The sequence below is a fragment of the Selenomonas sp. oral taxon 920 genome (assembly GCF_001717585.1).
GTDB lineage: Bacteria > Bacillota > Negativicutes > Selenomonadales > Selenomonadaceae > Centipeda.
Genome location: NZ_CP017042.1, coordinates 396938 through 418039 on the forward strand (window position 1 = coordinate 396938; position 21102 = coordinate 418039).

Below are 21102 nucleotides of genomic sequence, written 5' to 3' on the forward strand. Positions count from 1 at the left end.
CGGATATGACTTTTTTCAAAGCGAAAATGACGGCACTTGCGGCTGTGCTCGCGCTGAGCGCGGCGGGGACGGCAGCGGCTGCACCTGCAGAGGCGGACGGACATACGATGCAGATGCACATGGGAGATTCCTCGGTGCAGGACAAGAAAGCCGAGATCCAGATGGACTATCTGGAACATCGCGGACAGCGGCGTTACATTGACCTTTACAATCTGCACGTTTTTCGCCAGTACAAGGAGATGCACGGGATGTCGCTCCACTGGGGGCTGACCGTTTCGCGTGCCGTCGGCTCGTGGGCGGAAAAGGACACGCCCGACGTGCGCCTCGACTCGTCCGCCGTCGGTGCAGGTCCCGCGTATATGGTGCGTTGGACGAAGCCGCTCGGCAGTAAATGGGAGGCATCGTTTGACGCGACAGGCGCGGTCCTCGTATACAACGACGTGCATCCTGCGCACACGCGCAACTACGGCTTTATGTGGCGCATCGGGCCGCGTATGACGTATAAGTTCAACGAGCGCAGCGCACTCAGCGTTGCCTATCTCGGGCATCATGTATCGAACGGACAGCGGACGAAGAACCCCGGCTACAACGGCATTGGTTTTTCGATCGGCTATCGGTATTCATACTAAAGGACGTACTGTGGCAAAGAAATTTTACGCCGTGAAGCGTGGGCGCAAAACGGGCATCTTCACCGTATGGGCAGAGTGTTCCGCGCAGGTGCAGGGCTTTCAGGGCGCAGTGTATAAGGGCTTTATGACCGAAGCAGAAGCGCGTGACTGGCTGGATGGTGCGTCGGATTCGTCTGCGCCGCGTGCTGCAAAGAGCGGCGCAGCCGCGAAAAAAACATCCGCGCCGACCGTCGAAGAACCCGTTGACGCGGACTATATCATCCACACGGATGGCTCGTGTCTCCGCAATCCCGGCGGCGCGGGCGGCTGGGCTGCCGTCATTGAGACGCTCGCAACAGGCGAGGTCAGAGAGTGCAGCGGCGGCGACCCCGAGACGACGAACAACCGCATGGAACTGACGGCGGCACTTGAGGCAATGAACGCCGTGCCGGAGGGCGCGAGTGTCGCACTCTATACAGACAGTCAGTATCTCAAGAATGCATTCACGAAGTTCTGGCTGCCCGCGTGGAAGAAGCGCGGATGGAAGAAGGCGGACGGCGAACCCGTGCTCAATCAGGATCTCTGGATGCGGCTCGATGCTGCGTTTGCCGCACGGCGTGTACAATTCCATTGGGTCAAGGGACATGCGGGCAACCCACGCAACGAACGCTGTGACGAGCTTGCGCGGAGCGAGGCGGAGAGATTTTCTCGTTGAGTTATAGATCGTATGTGGAGTTGTCGCGATGCAGTGCTCCAAAGCAAACCCTAGTGGAACAAGCGGAGCAAAGGGCACGTTCTGCCCCCTACGGATTTCTTTCGTTCAAGCGAAGCGCGTTTAAGAAGTCCGCAGGTATTTAGGCAGATAAGTGCCCGACCGCTTGTGTAACGAGGCGTTTGCGTGGAGCACGCAGGTGACACCTTATATTTTTATCACGAAAGGAGGGAATCCATGCAGCGCATCTTCGAGGCGGTGGGACGCTTTGTCCTCACACATCTTGCGAACATAGGGCGCATCACCCTCCTCTACGCTGAGACGGCGCGGCAGGTCACACAGCGTCTTCGCGTTAAGAGCATCGTCTACCAGATGGCGCACCTCGGTGTGGATTCTCTCCTCATCGTCGGGCTTACACTTCTCTTCACAGGCATTGTGCTGACCCTCCAAATCGCGCACGAGTTCATCCGCTACGGAGCGCAGAGCACCATCGGCGCGGTCATCGCTATCGGTATCGGGCGCGAGCTCGGCCCTGTCCTCGTCGGCGTCGTCTGCGCCGGGCGTGTGGGCGCAGCGATTACGGCGGAGGTCTCCACGATGAAGGTCACGGAGCAGATCGACGCGCTGCGCGTCATGGCGGTCAGTCCAGTGAACTACCTCATTGTGCCGCGTATGCTCGCGTGCATGATCGTCGTTCCTGTCCTCACCGTATTCGGTGATGTGATCGGTGTTCTCGGAGGCTACCTTACAGCGGTGCACTACTCGGGCATATCGCCCTACACCTTCACACACTCCGTCACACAGTTTGCAGAGATCTACGATATGACGGGAGGACTTATCAAGGCGATCTTCTTCGGCAATGTCATCGCCGTTCTCGGCTGCCATTACGGGCTGAACGCGCCAAGCGGCGCGGAGGGAGTCGGCAGGGCGACCATGCAGACCGTTGTCACCTCCATCATTGTCATTTTTATTCTGAACGCCGTCTTGACGTTCTTCTTGTTCTGAGGACACGCGATGATACGACTGAACAACGTCAAAAAGTGTTTCGGGGACAAAGAAGCACTCAAGGGGATCAGCCTCACCATCGAAAAAGGGGAGACTATCGCCATTATCGGCGGCTCCGGCTCGGGCAAGTCCACCCTCCTGCGCCTGATGATCGGACTGGATCGTCCCACCTCGGGCGAGATCTACCTCGGCGGTGACAATATCGCTGTGATGAGTGAGGACGCACTTGACCGCGTGCGTCTGCGCATGGGCATGGTATTCCAGTACTCCGCACTCTTTGACTCCATGAGCGTAGGGGAGAATGTCGCGTTCGGACTGCGGGAACATACGACAAAGAGCGAGGATGAGATTCAGCGCATTGTGGCGGAAAAACTTGCGCTTGTTGGACTGCCCGACGCGGCGGCGATGATGCCGCAGGAGCTTTCGGGCGGCATGAAAAAACGCGTGGGGCTTGCGCGTGCGATTGCGACCGATCCCGAGATCATCTTCTACGATGAGCCGAGCTCGGGACTGGATCCCATCATGACGGCAAAGATTGACGAGCTGATTATTGATATGCAGCGAAAACTCGACGTGACCTCGATTGTCGTTACACACGATATGGCGAGTGCGAGCCGCATTGCCGACCGCATCGCCATGATTTACGAGGGGCAGCTCATCGCCGTCGATACGGCGGAGCGATTTCAGGATATCAAGGATGAGCGTGTGCAGGCGTTTTTCCGTACGCTGCATCATCGCAGGGAGGTTGGAGCATGAGTGCAGAGGCAAAGGTCGGAGTGTTTACACTTGGGGGGGCGGCACTCCTCATCGCTGTCGTCATGTTCTTTGGCGGCCTGCGTCTTGGCGGCAGTCAGGATTATATGCTCTATGCGGGGTTTGGCCGTGCAGTCGGACTGAATCCCGAGGCGCAGGTGCTTCTCTCGGGTGTTCCCGTTGGACAGGTCGAGGAGATCGTGAGCGATGGGCTGGGGGTTACTGTCTCCATGCGAATTCGAGACGGTGTAAAGATCCCACGCGGCTCTTCCGTCACCATTGGTCAGCCGGGCATCATGGGGGATAAATTCGTCATCATCACACCCTCGTCCAATGTCGATTTTTATGCGAATGGAGACTATCTCTACGGCGAGAACGAGATGGGCATGGACACGATGTTCACCGAGCTGAACAAGATGATTATTCAAGTCGAGGCAATGCTCACCTCCATCAACAACATCGTCGGCGCACCAGGCTTCCAGAGCTCGATGGTGCAGCTCGTTGTCAACATGGAGCAGATGACGGCACACCTCGATGGACTGACCGCGACACTCGAACAGATGGCGAACGAGAATCGCGGCAACCTGCACGCCATGCTCGCAAACATGAACACGATGTCGGCGAATCTCGCGCAGACCACCGCGAGCGTCGAGCGCATCATGGCGAATCTTGAGACCGTCGGCGCGGACCCGCAGACAGCGGAAAATCTCAGAAAGACGCTTGAAAACATCACCGCCTCCTCTGAGCGCATCCTGCACATCGCCGAGGGCATCGAGGCGGTCGCAGGTGACAAGCAGACACAGGAGGACGCGCGTGCCCTCATTCACAATGCACGCACTATGACAGACAAGGCAGGCGGGCTCATGGGGCGGCTGCAGAACGTCAAGGTTACGCCGAAAGTAGACGCGATGTACAGCGGCAAGGCGGATGACTGGCGTACGAATTTCAACCTCGACGTCGGTGAGAAACAGGGAATGTACGCGACGTTCGGCGTGGACGACATCGGCGGAGGTGACAAGTTCAATGCGCAGGTCGGCAAGCGCGGCACATCTTTCGGTGCACGCGCGGGGGTCGTTGCGGGTGCGGCGGGCATCGGTGTGGATGCGTACGCAGGGGAGAAATTCAAGTTCTCCGCCGATGCCTACAACCCGAACGACTTTACCCTTCGGCTTCGTGCCCAGTATCAGCTGCGTGACAGCACTTACCTCTTCGGCGAGTGGAACGATGTGAACGACAGCAAGCGCCGTGCGTTCTATACGGGTGTACGGCAGGAGTTTTGATTTTAGCAGCACAAAACGCCGTCTGTCTCAGAAGGACAGACGGCGTTTTGTGCTGGGGGGTTACACGCCAATGCCGCACTCCCTGCGAATCGCATTTTGCATCAACTGTGAAAAATTGTGCCCCTTCCACCGCTTGTGCGGGCCCCCTTCTCCGTTATGCTGGGGGAGCGGTCAATCTCTTCCAATCACACTTCGCCTTTCGGCTTGTGTTCTTGGGAGGTTTTCCCATATGACCTGTTACCCGCTCAGCTGCACCCTTTGGGCTTGCTTCTCGGACAGGTCAGTAAGTGACGCTCATACAACAGCTCGATTTCAATGTTCGTCTTGATTAAACACAGGCTTCCGTCCCTCAAGAAACGCGGTCACTGCCTCGCGGTGATCGGCAGACGCGCCCGCCCGCGCGAGGTTCTCCGCCTCGAGGCGGCTGTACGCCATGTAGTCGCGGTAGAACACCTCATAGCAGAGCTGCTTTTGCATCGCGAGTGCGCCGAGTGGGCGGCGCAGCAGCTTCGCGGCAAAGGCATGCGTCTCCTCTGCGAGCTTCCCATCGGGAGCGAGCCGCGTCGCAAGCCCCAGACGCAGTGCCTCCTCACCGTAGACGGGAGCACTCAGCGCCATGAGTTCAATCGTCCGCGCAAGCCCGACGATCTGTTTCAAATGATAGATACAGCCCGTATCACCGGGGAGTGCGACGTTCGAGAACGCCGTGAGCAGATAACTCTCCTCCGTCATGATGCGGAAGTCCGCACCGAGCGCAATCCCGCAGCCCGCACCTGCGGCAGCGCCGTTCACCATTGCAATCACGGGCTTCGAGCAGCGACGCAGGGAAAGTGATGCCTGTCCCGTCAGGAGCGAGAGTTCATAGCTGATGAAGTCGAACGATGCCATCTCCTTGATGTCTCCGCCGGCGGAGAAATTCTTGCCTGCGCCCGTGACGATGAGAACCTTCACGTCATCATCCGCACCGCAGTGCTCCACTGCAGAGATCAGATCGCGGAACATCTGCGCATTCAGCGCATTGTTCGAGGCAGGACGGTCAATCGTGATTGTTGCAATTCCATCCTGAACGGATAACTTGATATGATCGTACATGGAAACCTCCTCACAATAAACGATGTCCTCCTAAAATCGGACAAAGAAGTTTTCGAAAAATTATGTCTCTCCTTATGGTACCGCATTTTTTCCTGCAGTACAAGCGGAAATTATCGTGCGGCAACAACTTTGTCATTGTCGACGATGAACGCGAGGAGGAGCTGTTGTGTTCGCTGCGTGAGTGCTGTTCCAGTCAGCTAACAATAAATTTATTTGAAAAAAAATAGGGGAACTGATACAATGAAAGAACCTGTCAATACAATTTCATTGTATTGACGACGTTTGGAACAGCCCGCCGTTTGGGTGCATCCTGGTAACGGCTGAGGAGGAAATGGTTTTGAAGAACAGGGAACGTTTTGTCGGGCACCTTGTACGGGCGCTGGCTTTGACTGCCGCAGTCGGGCTTTTTACGGGGACCGTTTCGGCAGAGACGATGCATGTGGATCTCAGGCGCTCGGTGCAGATGGCGCTCGAGAACAACCGCACGATCAAACAGGCGCTGACGGATGTGGATGCAGCGCACGCCTCGCTCGCGCAGGCGAACCGCTCGATGGGGCCGACGCTGACGTGGCAGACGTCGGCGAACCGCGTTGGCGGTGAGGCATATGAGGGGACGGGCGTTAAATACAACTACGGAAATACGGGCACGATCGCGCTGCCGGTCTACAATGCGGCGCTGAATGCGCAGCGCAGAGCGGCGCGTTACGGGCTGAATGCAGCAGATTTTGCACTCGAGCAGACGAAGCAGTCAATCCGTCTGACGGCCACGATGGATTATTTCAACATTCTTCAGGCGCGCAATTTGGTGAAGGTGCGCGAGGAGACGGTGGCGACGCTGACGACGCATCTCGCGGACGTGAATGCGCAGTTCCGCGTGGGTACGGTGGCGCGTGCGGATGTCCTTGCCTCGGAGGTGGAGCTGGCGAACGCGCAGCAGAACCTGACGACAGCGAAGAATACCTATGAGGTTGCCGTTGCGACGCTAAACAACGTGATTGGCGTGCCGACGGATACGATGCTTACGATCAACGATGAGCTGCGCTATACGGGGTACGACCTTTCGCTGGATGACTGCACGGACTATGGACTCATCTACCGTGCGGATGGTGCTGCTGCCGTCTATGCGGTAAAGCAGGCGCAGGCGGGCGTGCGCACGGCACAGGCGGGGTATCATCCGACGGTGAACGCGGCGGCGACTCGTTCGATTGCGGGTGAGCGTCCGTTCAAGGATGATCACAAGAGCAGCAATACATGGGCGGTTGGAGTCAGCGCTTCGTGGAATATCTTCGACAGCGGTGTGACGGCGGCGCAGGTTACGGCGGCAAAGGCAAAGCTGCGCAAGGCGGAGGAGTCGCTTGCGGAGACGGATGAAAAGATCCGTCTCGATGTGCGCACGGCGTATCTGAACCTGCGTGCGGCAGAGCAGAACATCAAGACCACGGAGAAGGCAGTCAAGCAGGCGGAAGAGGACTACAATATCGCGCGTGTCCGCTACAATGCAGGCGTGGGGACGAATCTTGAGGTCATGCGTGCCTCGGACAATCTGACGACGGCGCGCATGAACTACTCGACGGCGCTCTACAGCTACAATACGGGCAAGGCGAGCCTCGACAATGCGATGGGCGTGCCCGTCGATCTCGATGCCGTACGCTATCGTACAGCAGAGGAGGATGGTGCGCGTGCAGCAGAGGCACGTGCGGAGGCACAGCTGCATGAGGGAGCGCTCTTTGAGACACCGAAGGATGCGGCAGTGCGGCCTGTTCCTGCGCGTGCGCCGATGGACGCCGCAGCGGCTGCTGCGGCGCGTGTGAAGGCGGCGAATGCTGCCTATGAGGCGGAGATGAGCAAATAAGAGGGCGCTCCGAGCGGTGTGCTGATTCCACTGCGGTGATAGGGGATCTTTAAAGAGAACAATAGAGGAGTTCTATGAGACGGAAGGCGTGTGTCGGAATTGCAGCGATCGCGGCAATTCTCATCTGCGCAGCAGTCCTCATTCATATTATACGCGCCCAGGCCTTCATGGCGGAGGCCGGTCGGATGGCAGAGAGTCTCGTGGCGCAGAAGCTTGGGACAGCTGTGCACATTGGTGCGGTAGAGATCCGTTCTCTGCATGAACTGAAAATGGACGATGTCATTATCTATGATAAGCAGGCGGAGCCTGTCCTCCGTGCCGACGAGGCGCGGGTGACTCTTCGTCTGCTTTCGTTGCTTTTATCGCCTGAAACCTCGCTGGATGAGATCGTTCTCGTGGGGGCGCACGCCGCCGTCGTACAGCGTGCCGACGGCTCGTGGAACTACGGCGACATTGGTGCAGACGACACAGAGCCGAGTACGTTCGAGGGGCGTATTCGCACAGAACGTGCGACGGCAACGGTTGTGACGGATGGGCGCACGTACGAATTGGATAACATTACGGGGATGGCTGAGATTGACCGAGGTGATATCTCCTACGATCTCACAGGCGCGCTCGCTGGGATTCCCCTGCATGCGCGCGGCGCCTACGTCGGCGGCACGCAGGAACTGTATCTTTCCGCAGACGATGCGGAGCTCCTGCCGCTCCTTGACTATCTCCCCGATGGTGCGTTGTCGGAGGATGTACAGATCAATGCACTGCACGCTGATCACGTGTGGCTGAACCTCCGCCGTGTGGATGGTGTGCTGACACTCGACGGGCATGTTGACGGTGCGCGTGGAATGGCGGATATCTATGGAACGGAGATGCAACTAAAGAGTTCTGCCCTCAAATTCGACGAGCATGCGCTGTTTCTCGCAGCGACGGCAGAGGCAGAGGGGCAGACGGCGCGCGCCGATGGGACAATTCGGTTCGATACGGAGGCGCCCTATCTCGACCTCATGCTGCATGCGCAGGATTTTGCCGTGGATCGGCTTCTCCGTGACAGCCCCTATGCGGGGGCTGTGTCGGGGGAGATCCACGTAACGGGGACGCTCGGTGCACTCTCTGCTGCGGGACAGCTTACTGCGGAGGAGGGCACTGTGTATGGAACGCCCTTCCATGCGGCAGCGGCAGATGTTTCCTATGCCGACGGAGAAATCCTGCTGCGCAGCCTGACGGGGGAGATCTTTGGCGGCAGGCTCTCAGGGGAGGGCATCTTTGATACGGACGACAAATCCTATACGGCGCATCTGACGGCGGATGCTGCCTCACTCGCGCAGCTGCGTGCAGCAGACGTGCCTCTGCCGGAGGGGATGGACGGCACGCTGCGCGTCGATCTCGGCATCAGCGGGAGGGGGACGGAGTCCTCTGCCCTGCGGGTCTATGGAAGTGCAGAGGTGCTGGACGGCGTATACCGCAATATTCCTGTGGAACGTGCGAGTGCGTCCTTCCTCCTGCAGGGAAAAGATCTGACGATCGACTTTCTCAGCCTGAACCTTGCCAACGATACGGATCTCGGGGTCGAGGGGCGGATTATGGGCGGCTCTGCGCTCGACCTGCACTTCTACGGGGGGCATGCAGATCTCTCGCTGCTGAATCATCTGGACGACCGCTTCCATTTTTCGGGGCTGGCGGATTTCTCGGGAGAGGTTCACGGCGATATTCACGATCCTCATGTAGATATGCGGGTTTCTGCAACGAACGGCGATCTCCTGTATCAGCCGTTTGACAGCCTGCTCTTTCGTGCAGACGGCTCGCTCTCCGGAATCGGCATCTATGATTTCTCGATGGAGCGCGGCGGACGTGAGGTCTGGCTCGTGAACGGTACGATCGGTTTCACGGGCGAGCGGCGCATTGATCTTCAGATTGACACGATGGGTGCGCGCATGGAGGATGTGGCGGCTCTCGTTGCGCCGGATCAGCCGATTACGGGCAACATCGACAACATCATCAAGTTCACGGGGACGCTCGACAATCCCCATGCGGTCGGCTATGTCCACTTCTATCGCGGCAGCTATGCGGGAGCCGTGCTCTCTGGTATGGACGGCGACTACTTCCTCGAGGACGGGATCATTCGCGTGCAGGTGTTCCACATCTATTCGCCGATGGTGGACATGGTTCTGAACGGTACGATCAGTTCACAGGGGCTGCTGAATTTTGACGCTGAGGTGCGCGATCTCGACATGAAGCGCTTCGAGCACAAGCTGCCGTATGAGGTCGAGGGACATGGCGTGTTCAACGGAAAGGTCGGGGGCACGATCTCTCGTCCGATTTTTCGCGGCACACTCAAGGCTGATGTGATTACCATGAATGGTGTGCAGCTGCGCGATATACACAGCTTCGTTCACTATGAAAACGGCATCATTGAGATGCAGAAAACGGGCTTCCGCCAAGGAGAGGAAGGCCGTGTGTCGGCAGCGCTGCACTACGATATACAGACGCGGGCGCTGCGCGGCTCGATGGATATGGAGAACATGGATGTGGCGGCGCTGCTCGCGCTTGCCAACCAAAGTGAGAACCGTATTGCGGGGCGAATGACGAGTGCGGTGCAGCTTGGCGGCACGCTGGACAATCCGTCCATTGCGCTGACCGGAGAGATCGCGGAGGGGGCGTTTGCCTCCTATCCGCTCAGTGATGTGGCGCTTGATATGGAGCTTGCGGATCGCGTGCTGACCCTGCGGCACCTCTCGGGGACGCAGGGGAGCGGGTCGTTTTCTGCCGTTGGAACAGCGGATTTTGACGGCATGGCGAACGTCGATATTGCAGCGTCGGATATTGCACTCGGTCTCTTTACAACCTTTGCGGGGGTTGCGGAGGATGTGACGGGGACGGCATCCCTGACCGCGCATATCGGCGGCCTTACGCAGAACCCTGAGGCGGATGTGAAGATTACGGCGAAGAACGGCGGCGTGAACGGTGCTTCGTTCGACGAACTGACGGGGGAGGCGCAGCTGCGCAATTCGGTTATTCACTTGAACGGGCTGACGGTGACGAAATATGTCGATGGCGTTGCCTATCAGGCAAGCGCCCGCGGGACGCTGCCCCTGCGCGCGCTGCGTGCGGAGCACGATGAAGTTCTGAGCGCGTATGAGCAGTTCGATCTGACGCTTTCACTCGACAAGGCCGACCTCTCCCTTCTGCCTGTGTTTTCAAAACAGGTGGAGTGGGCTCTCGGGCGCACGGAGGGCAGCCTGAAGCTGCAGGGGTCGCTTGCGGCACCGCGTCTTACGGGCACACTGCGTGTCATAAACGGTGCGGTGAAACTGCGTTATTTCGAGCATCCGCTGACGGACCTGCAGATTCAGCTCGATGCGTTCGGCGATGCCATATCCGTGCGGGAATGTACGGCACGCATGGGCTCGGGTGCCTGCATGATGACGGGGCGCATGGAGCTCGCGGGGATGCACCCGACAGCATATGATTTTTCGTTTGTAATGAATGGGCTCGGGATCAAGACCTCGTTCTTTGATGGGCCGATCAGCGGTTCACTGCGTCTGACAGAGGACGAGTATATGGGCGAAAAACTGCCGAAACTCTCGGGGACGATCGACATCGACCGCGCACTTGTAACAATTCCGTCGATTCCGGACACGGACGACGAACTCCCGCACATCATCCTCGATGTGGGGCTGCAGGTCGATCGGCACGTTCATTTCTTCAGTCCAAATCTCTACGATATGCACCCGTCCGGCTATGTGCATTTCGGCGGTACCACGCGTCACCCGCACACGACGGGGACGATTGGTGTACGGCGCGGTGATACCGTCAGCTATCTGCGGACGGTGTTCAAGATCCGCGAGGGGACGGCGACGTTCAATCAAATGGAGTCGTTCCTGCCGGAGATCGCGTTCTATGCAGAGACGCGGCTCACGTATACGCGTGTGTTCCTCTCTGCACACGGACCGCTCGATCATATGGATTTCCGTCTCGGATCGAGTCCGGAGATGTCGGAGGAGGAGATCATCCGCATGCTCACCCTGCGCAGTGCTTACCGGAGCGGCGAGGGCGGCATTACGGCGGCAGACATCCTCTCCATCGGACTTCAGATGAGTGTTCTCTCCGAAGTGGAAGATTCTGTAAAGAATTTCCTCCATCTCGACGTGCTGCGCCTTTCGAGCGGCAGCGGTGCACTCTTTGAAACAAAGAACGATGAGGCGGTAAAGAAGTACGAGAATGAATACAACATTGAGATTGGAAAGTACCTCGGTGATCGCGTGCTCGTGCGCTATGTGCAGGGGCTGGGAGCGGCATCAGACAAGCACCGATTTGGTGTGCAGTACGATTTTAGCGACAAGTTCGGCATCTCGTATGACCGTGAGGGCTCCGATCAGCTGATCGGTGTGGAGGCTCGAATCAGATTCTAAAAAGGAGGTGTGCCCATGTTTTCGGAGTATGTAAAAAAGCTTGCCGACGTGCAGAAATTAACACCAACAGAGGAGCGGGAACTGTGGTGCGCCTATAAGAAGAGGGGCGATGAGGCGGCACGGCAGCGGATTATCGAGTCCTATCAGCCGCTCGTCTTCCGTGAGGTCATGCCTTATCGGGCACTGTCCTCCGTCATGGACGCGGTACAGGAGGGCACCATCGGCTTGATCGAGGCGGTGGAACGCTACGACCCTGGACGCGGGGCGGCGTTCAGTCTCTACGCGGTGCATCGCATACGCGGACGCATTCGCGACTTCCTCCGGCATGAGGGGCAGGCGGATCTGCCCTGCCTCGAAGCGGAGATGGGAACGGTGGAGACGGCAAAGGAACTTCTTGTCGATGCGTGTCCCTCGGTTGCAGAGCTCGCGGAGCAACATGCGCTGGTCGGCGTGCTTGGTGCGGCGATGGAACGCCTGCCTGCACGGGAGCGACTCGTGCTTGAGGGGGTGACCATCGGCGGTGCACGCGCCCAGACGATGGCGGCATCGCTCGGCGTGACGCCGGCGCAGATCTATCGTCTGCAGCAGAACGGGATTCGCCGCATTCGCGGAATGCTCTCGCGTTTTATGCAGCATTGGTAAGAAAGCACGGATCAATGCAGCAGATCGTCTTGGCAAATCTTTTCCACATACTCTTTGTCGACCAAGCGAAAAACTGCCCAATCCGGCGGACTTCACTTTATCAGCAATTCCATAATTTTATAAAATTAAGACCTCATTTTAACTTTGACTTCTTGAATCCATCCTATGGACTGTAGTATAATCCCAGAGAGGAGGAGCGGAGATGGACGCAGATCGCACGGAACGTGCGAAATCCATACGCGCGGCGCGTGACTGGCTCACGGGCGCGGAGCATGCGCTCGCGGGCGAGGACGATCTCGCGGGAGATCTAAAGCTCATGCTTGCACGCGCAGAGCTTGCGCGTATCGCGGCAGACCGCCGCGCACGTCTCCGACGGTGGGCACTTCGTCTGCTGCCGCCGCTCGCTGCAGCGATGGTTCTTGCGTGGCTCCTGTGGGAGCCTCCTCCTGCGGAGAAGGCTGTCGTTCAGCCGCCAATCCCGCATACAGAGCAGCGTGTGGAAGTATCTGCACCTGCGAAAGAGTCTGCGGAACGCTCCGCAGCGACGGAGGATTCCGCTGCAGCCATACTGCCTGCAGAGACACGCGCACCTGCGGCCGAGGAGCGTGCTGTGCAGGAGCCGCCGATGCAGGTCACAGCGTCTGCTCCCGTGCAGCCCAAAGCTGCAGCCCAGCCTTCGCGTATGCCGGATGCCGATATGCAGCGGCTCATGCAGGTGGGCGGCAAGATCTTACGGGAATAGTCGATCGGTTCCCCGCAGACTGCGGGTGGATTGAAATAGAGCGCTTGACAGCGCGCATATCTAGGAGGGTTCGCCTTTGAACAGCAAGAAATATCAGAGACTCACGCTCGCCGTTGCACTTGGCGTAGGTGTATCTGCAGCTGCCTTACCGCACGGCTTTGCCGCTGAGGAGACCGCTGCAGAGAGTTCCGCACCTGCGGAGATGACGGCGACCGATGCGAATGCCGAGACGATGGAGACATCATCCGCGCCTGTACTGAGTAATCCGGCGGGAGCAAATGTGAGTGCGCCTGGGGATACAGTCGCTGCAGACGCACCTGCACTGACGGCGACACCCGCTGCCGCAACCTCAGATGAGCGTGCTGCCGCGTGGGCGGCAAAGCGTCCGGCAGAGGATGAGATCTCCAATTATCTTGCGGCACAGGTCGGAAAGACGATCGTGGAGATCAACTTCAATGGTGCGACGGAGGCGACAGAAAAGACAGCGCGCGCGGCGCTTGCCATGCATGTCGGGGATGCCGTGTCCGAGGAGGGGCTCGTGAAGGATCGTGACGCGATCTACGCGACGGGCTATTTCTATGATCTCTATCCGACCTTTGAGCAGGTGCCTGAGGGCGTTGTTCTGACCTATCAGGTGCTCGAGAATCCGGAGCTCAAGGAAGTGAAGATCGAGGGCAATACAGTCGAGTCAACCGAGACGCTGATGGGTCTGATCACGCTAAAAAATGGCGAGCTGCTGAATTCCCGTGTACTGCAGCAGAATGTGCAGGCGATTCAGGAGAAGTACCGTGCGGATGGCTACATCCTCGCGAAGATTACAGATCTGAATATCGCGCAGGACGGTACGCTCACGATCAAGATCAGTGAGGGCGTACTCGAAGGCTATAAAGTCAAGGGCAACAAGAAGACAAAGGAGCACGTCATTCTCCGCGAAATGCGCCAGAAGACGGGCGAGCCGTTCAATGCGAATATGGCACGCCGCAGTATGCAGCGCGTCTACAATCTCGGCTTCTTTGAAGATGTCAACGTCAAGATGAATCCGGGTGTCGAGCCGAATGCCGTCATCATGGAGATCGATGTCAAGGAGAAGCGTACGGGTTCGTTCGGCATTGGTGCAGGGTACTCCAGCTCAGACGGCATGGTCGGAATGGTAAGCGTCAGCGACACGAATTTCCGCGGCATGGGCGATACGATCAGCATCACCTATGAGATGAGCGGCGACGATACGGATGCGCGCGGCTACACGTTCATGTATCGCCGTCCGTGGCTCGACAAGAAGGAGACGGCAGGGACGCTGCGCGTCTACAACCGCACATACGAGTACGATGATTACGATGCAGACGGACACCACAAGGAGTCGTTCATGCGTAAGTACTCCGGCGGTGAGTTTACCCTGAGCCGCCCGATGAGCGAGTATTCGACGAACTTCCTCACGCTGCGCAACCGCAAGGATAAATATGTCAAGCACACAGAGTCGGGCAATGCGGGCAACCGAAGCGGCAATACGTCGTGGCTCAAGGATAATTTCGGCACGACGCGCAGCATTACGTTCGAGCATGTGACGGATACGCGCGACAATATCTATGAGCCGACGATGGGCTCACGTGCCTCGCTCTCGGCGGAGTTTGCCGGATTCGGCGGGGATTTCAGCTACCAGAAGTATATGCTGGGGGACACGCACTATTTCAAAGCAGGGCGCTCGCAGGTGTTCCTCGTGCGCGGGCAGTACGGCATCAGCAGAGGTTCGATCTCCGAGTACAGTCAGTTCCGCGTGGGCGGGCAGGATACAGTGCGCGGCTACCGCGAGGATCAGTTCCGCGGGACGCGCATGGCACTCGCCTCAGTCGAGTATCGCTTCCCGATTGTGTCCAAGGTGACGGGAGCGGTCTTTGCAGACTATGGCGGGGCGTGGATGAGCGGCTTTATGCCGGAGGATATGCACGCAAGCATCGGTGTTGGGCTTGGCCTCAACACGCCGATCGGACCGCTGCGTCTTGACTACGGGCGCGGTTCGCAGGGCGGCCGCGTACACTTCCGCGTCGGCGGCACATTCTGATGAGATCGGTCTGCCTGCCTTTGCGTTTGTGGACGCTCGTTCTTCTCGTATTTGCAGGATGGGGGCTTTCTGCCCCCGCATACGCCGCAGCGTCCTCCCGCGTGGAGGAGACTGCGGCGATTGTCATAGGTGACCAAACCATTCCATCCATTGTGCGTGCCCGCATGGAACGCACGGTTGCGGCAATTGCGGCAGAACGCATGGAGGGACGTGAAGTGGCGGCGATCTCTGCGGCGGAGGAGGCGGAGATCATCGGTGCGGTTTTTGATCGTCTGCTCGTCGGATATACGGTGACGGAAACCCTCGTGCGCCCTGCACAGCACACAGAGGTGGAGATCCATCTCGCGCCGTGGGCGGATACGATTCAAGATGTCCGTGTTCAAATTGCCGTCGAGGGTATGCCGCCCGCCGTGGAGGAAATCGTACGTGCCGACATGGCGGGCGTTGGAGCCGTCTTCTCAGATGCACTCGTGGGTCTGCCCATTGCGGCAACGGACTGGGCGGCGGGTGCGCTGAAACGCAGCCTGACCGCGTACATGGAGGCCCATCTGCCGGAGTTCCGTGCGGACTATGACCTCGACGTGGGATCTGCGGCGACAGTACAGCTCACGGTCTATCCGCGCCTGCCCGTTGTGCGTACAGTTGATCTCTCGATGCGCTCGGACACGATTCCAAACGTGACCCTGCTCTCGCAGCGGTCGGCGATGGAGGGGGCGGTGAATCGCCTCGTCGGAGTGCCTGTCGCCTTTGTTGCGCGGCACCGCTCCGTGTTTGAGCAGCAGCTTGCGGCTGATCTGGACGGAGCGGGCGGCTTTCGCCGTCTGCACCTCACCTCGCGTGTGACAATCACACCGGGGGAACGAATGGCAGTCATGAGCCGGACGGATACGACGCGCTACCGTCTGCGTCTCACGGGATGGATGGATGTGGGGCATAGTGCAGATGACCGCAATGGGGCACGGCGCGACCTGCGCGTACGCCTGCATGCGGGACAGATGATGAGCGCGCGTGATGAACTCTATGTGGAGACGGACGCGGCACCCGAGGATGTACGCTTTGACTGGCGTGTGGGCTATGCGCGTGCAATTCTGCCGCGCCTGACGGGGGAGCTGCGCTATGATCTGCGTGCGGATCAGCTGTCCCTTGTGGGGAATTACGAGCTTCATCCGCGTTGGCTCCTGCGCTATGAGCGGTGGACGAACACGGATGCGTGGGAGTGGGAGCTGCGCTACAGACTGCACGATTTTCTGAGCATTGCGGGGCTTGTGGACAGGCATGATGCCTGGCTGCGCCTGATTGGAAATTTCTAGGAACGCGGAGGGGGTGCGTCGGTGAAGCAGGTTTCGATCGTGGTTCCCGTTTACAACGAGGAGGAGAATATTGCGCATTTTGTGGAGGCCGTTGCAGCCGTTATGGAGCAGCTTCCCTATGCGTACGAGATCCTCTTTATCGACGATGGTTCACGCGACCGCAGCCGCACAATTCTGCGCGAACTGGGGGAGAAGAATCCGCACGTGCAGTCGATCTTCCTTGCGCGGAACTCAGGGCATCAGATTGCCCTGACCTGCGGTACGGATCATGCGGACGGGGACGCGGTCATCACGATGGACGGCGATCTGCAGCATCCGCCGGAGCTTCTGCCCCTGCTGCTCGCAAAGTGGGAAGAGGGATATGAGATCGTCCAGACGGTGCGTCTCACGACGGAGGGAGCCTCCCTCTTCAAGCGACTGACCTCGAAGTACTACTATCGTCTGCTCAATGCAATGACTGATGTGGACATACAGGAGGGCGGCTCGGATTTCCGCCTGATGGATCGCAAGGCGGTGCTTGCCCTGCGCCGCTACCACGAGCACGCACGCTTTATTCGCGGCATCGTGGGAGCTATGGGGTTCCGCAGGACAGTGGTGGAGTTTGTGGCGCAGGAGCGCTTTGCGGGGCATTCGAAATTCTCCCTGCACAAGATGGTCTCGTTCGCACTGGACGGCATTCTGGCGTACTCCGTGCAGCCGCTGCGTGCGGCGTTCTATGTAGGCATTCTCTCGGCTGTACTCGCGGTGGTGCTCTTTCTCCACGTACTCTTTGAGACACTGCGCGGGGAGACGGTGGCGGGGTGGTCGACCATCGTCGTGTGCAGCCTCTTTTTCGGCGGCATGCAGATGATGATGCTCGGTGTCTGCGGTGAGTACATCGCGCGGATTCTGCAAGAGGTGAAAAATCGTCCGCTCTATCTCATCGCATGTGATAATCGGCGTGTCGGGGAGGAGCCGAGGGGGGAACGTGATGAATGAGCGAATCTCGACCATTGCGGCGATTCTCTGCCTCGTCCTGCTTTACTTTTGGGGCAACGGTGCGCTTGCCGTAACAGCTCCCGTCGAGGTGAACTATGCACAGACGGCAAAGGAGATGCTGGCGGCGGGGGACTGGCTCTCGCCGCAGATCTATGGGAACTACTGGTACGACAAGCCGATTTTCTTTTATTGGGAACTCCTTGCGGCATTCTCCCTGTTTGGCGTGACGGATTTTGCCGCACGCTTCTTTCCTGCGCTTTTTGCTGCAGGGGGACTGTGTCTGACCTATGCCTTTGCACGTCGGATCTACGATGAGCGAACGGCGTTCTGGTCGGCGATCATCCTTGGGACGGGCGTGCTCTATTCGGTGCTTGCAAAGCTTATCCTCACGGATATGAGCCTCTTTGTCTTCTTCGGCGGGACACTCGGCGCGTTCTTTCTCGGATACTACGAGGGGCGGCGGAAATACTTCTACATCGCTTACGCCTGTGCGGGACTCGGTGTCCTCACGAAGGGGCCGATCGGCTTCCTCCTGCCGGGGCTTGTCATCCTCGTCTTCCTGCTTATGCGGCGCGATCTCGCGGCGCTCGGACGCATTGCGCTCCCCACGGGTTTCCTCGTCTTTGCAGCGGTCTGCGCACCGTGGTACATTTATATGTATTTTGTGCACGGCGCGGAGTTCGTAAACACCTTCCTCGGGATTCACAATGTTCTGCGTGCAACGGTGTCTGAGCACGCACAGTGGGATGTCTGGTATTTCTATCTCGGCATCTACTTCCTCGGGATGTTCCCATGGAGCTTTGCACTGCCGCTAGCACTCTACCGTGCATGGCGGGTGCGCCCCTTCATAGATGTGCGCACGCAATTTCTGCTGGCGTGGGCGATTGTCGTGCCCGTGTTCTTCCAGTTTATGGCGACAAAGTATCCGACGTACAGTTTCCCCGCCTTTTTGCCGACGGCGATCCTCACGGCACGCCTTCTCGTGCACAATAATCAGCGTCTGCTGAAAGCGGGGACAATCCTCGGGATGGGGCTGTATCTCGCCGTGGTCTTTATCGTGACGAACTACTCTGAACGTGACGGGCATTTCAGCGGCAAGGGGGCGGCGGCGATCATCTCTCAGACGATGAAGGAGGATGACCTGCTCGTCTGCTGCGGCGACTACACGGCGACGGTTCCGTACTATACGGGCCATATGATGTACGAACTCGCGACGCGTGAGGAGATCGCCGCACGCGCGCCGAAGGAGATGAGTTGGAACAGCAAGAATGTCATGCCGTTCCTCCCCATCGACGAGCTGCCGTACGATCGGACCGTGTATCTCGTCTTAGAGCGGCACGCATTCGATGCATTCGAGGAGATCTTTACGGGACAGAACTGGGAAGAACTCGGCGTGCTGCCCGCCGAGGGGAAGGCGAAGCTGCGCGTCTATCGGCGTGCAGCAGAGATTCGCTAGCGGGGAAGGAGCAATGCGATCAGCTTTCTGCGCCTTTTTTATCGTTGTCCTTGAATGAACCCACAGAATAGTGTATGATAAGAGAGGAATATTTAGGAGAGTTCTCTAAGAAAGAGGGATTGTCATGATGAAAATTAGCAAACTCAGTCTTGCTGCAGCAGCATTTGCCGCATCGTCCATGCTCATTGCGGGCTGCGGCAGCAGCGCAAAGGTGGCAGAGCGTGCACCGGCTCCCGGAGCGTGGCAGAGTGTGGGAGATCCGCAGAATGTCATCACAAAGGAGAATTTTGACAGTCTTTCGACGGGCCTGAGCCTCAGCGATATGGAGGGCCTGTACGGCAAGGCGACATTGCTTCAGCAGAGTATTGTGGACGGTGTTTACAGCTCCACCTATCGTTTCCAGGACGGACCCAAGATTGTGGATGTGACCTTTACCCATGAGAACTGTCTGAACAATCCGCTCAGCCGTCCCCAAATTACCGATATGGAGTTCACGGAGATGCCGATGGTGGCACAGCGTGTTGTAAAATAATATTGAACTGCACGCCGCTCTTTGCTATAATGGGAGCGTTCGGTTGACCGAAAGGTCTGATAGAAAAGGAGATTACATTCATGATCAAATTGCAGCAGAAGCAGGTTAAGATTATCAGCATTCTCATCGCTGTTGTCTTCGTCGGCTCGGTGGTTGCACTTGCTCTCACGCAGAGCGGTTCGGGCATCGCTTCGGCGGCGACGTCCTCCGTCGGCGTTGTGGACTATCGTCAGGTCGGCAGTCAGCACCCGCAGCTCGCAGCGGCAAATGCAGAGATGCAGAAGGCTACGCAGGAGGCACAGGCAGATTTTGAAGCGAAATCTGCGAATATGAACGATCAGGAGAAGGCGGACTACTCCCAGCAGACGATGATGCGTCTCCAGCAGAAGAATGAGGAACTGATGGAACCCATCGAGAAGAGCATTCAGGACGCAGTCCAGAGTGTCGCTGAGAAGAAGGGGCTCTCCGTCGTCATTGAGAAGGGCGCTGTGGTCTACGGCGGACAGGATATCACGCAGGATGTCGTCAAACAGCTGAGCAAGTAATCTGGCAGAGATGCGCATATGTACCGGGCAGAGCGCTGCTCGGTACATTTTTATAAGTGGGGGAGGACGGCTCTGTGCAAAAACTTTGGCAGACGAAACGCAGAGAAATTCTCGCAGGCGGCGTATGTCTCCTGCTCCTCCTTGCAGCGTCCCTTCTTCTCGTACCGGGGCGTCAGACGCCGCAGGCGGAGAGCGATGTCGGTACGATGCGGATGACAGAGGTGCTTGCGGCACATCCCTCCTATGCACACCTCACAGAGCTGCGTGCAGAGGAGCGAATGCTGTCCTTCCTTCTGCGGGATCTGCCGACGATGCCGGAGATCAAGCCGCCCGAGACGGATGGTGCACCGTTCGAGGATTCCGTCTGGCAGAAGAACGCACAGACGGTCGTCTCTACGCGCGTGGAGCTTGAACGAGAGCAGAAGCATCTGACCGAGCTCTACCGCAAGCAGACGGAGGCGGACTATGAGGCACGCAAAAAGGCGATTGATGACGAGTATCTGAACGCCATTTTGAACATCAACCTTAAGATCGACAATCAGCGCGCCATGCACGGCCCGCAGGTTTCGGAAGAGGAACTTGTACGCGAGCGCGCACAATGGGAAGCGGAGCGTGCGGCATTGAAGCATGAACGCGGAGAGCGCCAGATGGCGCTCCGCCGCCAGTGGGAGGCGGAGATCCGCGCACGCGTTGCCGCACGGATGGAGCCCAAACAGGCAGCGTGGACGAAGCAGGCGCAGGAGACTGTGGATGCCCAGAAGGCAGAGGCCATGCGGCTGAAGAATGAGGTAGAGGAGAGAAATGCGCAGGAGATGGCGCGCGCGCGTGCGGCACAGGAGGGGAAATCGGTGCTTTCCGTGCGTGTGGCGCGTCTTGCTGCTGTGCGCGCCGAGGCAGATGCACTCGAGGCGGAGATTCTGCGCGATGTGCGCAGCCGCGCGGCAAAGATTGCGCTGCAGCATCATCTCTCCCTTGTGCTCGCCTCGCCGGCGGCTGACAGCACAGTATTGCTGCCAGCTGCTGACCTCTTTGCCGTGCCGCGCTACGCGCCGATCCTCAGCAACACGGCGCGCGATGTGACGGCGGAGATGGTGCGCGAGATGCAGAGCATTCAATGAAAGGACCAATCTACA

17 protein-coding genes are annotated in these 21102 nt (G+C 58.4%); 16 read left to right on the top strand and 1 reads right to left on the bottom strand.

Features of this window, described 5'->3' with window-relative positions; genetic code table 11:
* Positions 1-5: 5 nt before the first annotated feature.
* From BCS37_RS01790 to BCS37_RS01810, 5 genes are all read left to right on the top strand, one after another.
* Positions 6-629, top strand: a complete 624-nt coding sequence (locus BCS37_RS01790) for an acyloxyacyl hydrolase (RefSeq protein WP_107528576.1) — start codon at positions 6-8, stop codon at positions 627-629.
* Between the two features lie 10 nt (positions 630-639).
* Positions 640-1323, top strand: a complete 684-nt coding sequence (rnhA, locus tag BCS37_RS01795) for a ribonuclease HI (protein WP_069179873.1) — start codon at positions 640-642, stop codon at positions 1321-1323.
* A 234-nt stretch (positions 1324-1557) separates the two neighbouring features.
* Complete coding sequence (locus tag BCS37_RS01800; protein WP_069179874.1) at positions 1558-2325, top strand: MlaE family ABC transporter permease; 768 nt, start codon at positions 1558-1560, stop codon at positions 2323-2325.
* 9 nt (positions 2326-2334) lie between these two features.
* Entirely contained in the window at positions 2335-3081 is a 747-nt protein-coding gene (locus BCS37_RS01805; protein ID WP_069179875.1) for an ABC transporter ATP-binding protein, read from the top strand.
* On the top strand, positions 3078-4358 hold the full coding sequence (locus BCS37_RS01810; protein WP_069179876.1) for an MlaD family protein: 1281 nt from the start codon (positions 3078-3080) through the stop codon (positions 4356-4358). The genes BCS37_RS01805 and BCS37_RS01810 overlap by 4 nt, the downstream gene beginning before the upstream one ends.
* A 312-nt stretch (positions 4359-4670) precedes the next feature.
* Here the strand turns inward: BCS37_RS01810 and BCS37_RS01815 are convergent, their stop codons facing one another.
* Positions 4671-5450, bottom strand: coding sequence for an enoyl-CoA hydratase/isomerase family protein (locus tag BCS37_RS01815; protein WP_069179877.1), 780 nt, complete (start codon positions 5448-5450; stop codon positions 4671-4673).
* Between the two features lie 331 nt (positions 5451-5781).
* Between BCS37_RS01815 and BCS37_RS01820 the strand changes: the two genes are divergently transcribed.
* The 11 genes from BCS37_RS01820 (at position 5782) to BCS37_RS01870 (ending at position 21087) form a co-directional block, all read left to right on the top strand.
* Positions 5782-7302, top strand: coding sequence for a TolC family protein (locus BCS37_RS01820; protein ID WP_069179878.1), 1521 nt, complete (start codon positions 5782-5784; stop codon positions 7300-7302).
* Positions 7303-7376: 74 nt separating this feature from the next.
* Positions 7377-11708: a translocation/assembly module TamB domain-containing protein gene (locus BCS37_RS01825; protein WP_069179879.1), complete on the top strand. Its 4332-nt coding sequence runs from the start codon at positions 7377-7379 to the stop codon at positions 11706-11708.
* 15 nt (positions 11709-11723) lie between these two features.
* A complete protein-coding gene (locus BCS37_RS01830) occupies positions 11724-12350 on the top strand; it encodes a sigma-70 family RNA polymerase sigma factor (RefSeq protein WP_069179880.1) in 627 nt (208 codons plus the stop codon).
* A 202-nt stretch (positions 12351-12552) separates the two neighbouring features.
* Positions 12553-13092 (top strand): preprotein translocase subunit SecG, encoded by a 540-nt coding sequence (locus tag BCS37_RS01835; protein WP_069179881.1) that lies wholly within the window; start codon positions 12553-12555, stop codon positions 13090-13092.
* Between the two features lie 76 nt (positions 13093-13168).
* A complete protein-coding gene (locus BCS37_RS01840) occupies positions 13169-15148 on the top strand; it encodes a BamA/OMP85 family outer membrane protein (protein WP_069179882.1) in 1980 nt (659 codons plus the stop codon).
* The gene (locus BCS37_RS01845) at positions 15148-16458 is read left to right on the top strand and encodes an acylphosphatase (protein WP_069179883.1); all 1311 of its coding nucleotides are present in this window, start codon (positions 15148-15150) and stop codon (positions 16456-16458) included. The genes BCS37_RS01840 and BCS37_RS01845 overlap by 1 nt, the downstream gene beginning before the upstream one ends.
* A gap of 21 nt (positions 16459-16479) precedes the next feature.
* Positions 16480-17436: a glycosyltransferase family 2 protein gene (locus tag BCS37_RS01850; RefSeq protein WP_069179884.1), complete on the top strand. Its 957-nt coding sequence runs from the start codon at positions 16480-16482 to the stop codon at positions 17434-17436.
* Entirely contained in the window at positions 17429-18892 is a 1464-nt protein-coding gene (locus tag BCS37_RS01855; protein WP_069179885.1) for an ArnT family glycosyltransferase, read from the top strand. The genes BCS37_RS01850 and BCS37_RS01855 overlap by 8 nt, the downstream gene beginning before the upstream one ends.
* Positions 18893-19016: 124 nt before the next feature.
* On the top strand, positions 19017-19424 hold the full coding sequence (locus tag BCS37_RS01860) for a hypothetical protein (protein WP_069179886.1): 408 nt from the start codon (positions 19017-19019) through the stop codon (positions 19422-19424).
* 80 nt (positions 19425-19504) lie between these two features.
* Entirely contained in the window at positions 19505-19969 is a 465-nt protein-coding gene (locus BCS37_RS01865; RefSeq protein ID WP_069179887.1) for an OmpH family outer membrane protein, read from the top strand.
* A 74-nt stretch (positions 19970-20043) separates the two neighbouring features.
* Positions 20044-21087, top strand: a complete 1044-nt coding sequence (locus BCS37_RS01870) for a hypothetical protein (RefSeq protein ID WP_069179888.1) — start codon at positions 20044-20046, stop codon at positions 21085-21087.
* Positions 21088-21102: the final 15 nt, after the last annotated feature.

What these genes read in the sequence shown, in the direction of transcription:
- BCS37_RS01790 (WP_107528576.1), top strand. Translation starts at nt 6, where the DNA reads ATGACTTTTTTCAAAGCGAAAATGACGGCACTTGCGGCTGTGCTCGCG.
- BCS37_RS01800 (WP_069179874.1), top strand. Translation starts at nt 1,558, where the DNA reads ATGCAGCGCATCTTCGAGGCGGTGGGACGCTTTGTCCTCACACATCTT.
- BCS37_RS01805 (WP_069179875.1), top strand. Translation starts at nt 2,335, where the DNA reads ATGATACGACTGAACAACGTCAAAAAGTGTTTCGGGGACAAAGAAGCA.
- BCS37_RS01810 (WP_069179876.1), top strand. Translation starts at nt 3,078, where the DNA reads ATGAGTGCAGAGGCAAAGGTCGGAGTGTTTACACTTGGGGGGGCGGCA.
- BCS37_RS01815 (WP_069179877.1), bottom strand. Translation starts at nt 5,450, where the DNA reads ATGTACGATCATATCAAGTTATCCGTTCAGGATGGAATTGCAACAATC.
- BCS37_RS01820 (WP_069179878.1), top strand. Translation starts at nt 5,782, where the DNA reads ATGGTTTTGAAGAACAGGGAACGTTTTGTCGGGCACCTTGTACGGGCG.
- BCS37_RS01825 (WP_069179879.1), top strand. Translation starts at nt 7,377, where the DNA reads ATGAGACGGAAGGCGTGTGTCGGAATTGCAGCGATCGCGGCAATTCTC.
- BCS37_RS01830 (WP_069179880.1), top strand. Translation starts at nt 11,724, where the DNA reads ATGTTTTCGGAGTATGTAAAAAAGCTTGCCGACGTGCAGAAATTAACA.
- BCS37_RS01835 (WP_069179881.1), top strand. Translation starts at nt 12,553, where the DNA reads ATGGACGCAGATCGCACGGAACGTGCGAAATCCATACGCGCGGCGCGT.
- BCS37_RS01845 (WP_069179883.1), top strand. Translation starts at nt 15,148, where the DNA reads ATGAGATCGGTCTGCCTGCCTTTGCGTTTGTGGACGCTCGTTCTTCTC.
- BCS37_RS01855 (WP_069179885.1), top strand. Translation starts at nt 17,429, where the DNA reads ATGAATGAGCGAATCTCGACCATTGCGGCGATTCTCTGCCTCGTCCTG.
- BCS37_RS01860 (WP_069179886.1), top strand. Translation starts at nt 19,017, where the DNA reads ATGATGAAAATTAGCAAACTCAGTCTTGCTGCAGCAGCATTTGCCGCA.
- BCS37_RS01865 (WP_069179887.1), top strand. Translation starts at nt 19,505, where the DNA reads ATGATCAAATTGCAGCAGAAGCAGGTTAAGATTATCAGCATTCTCATC.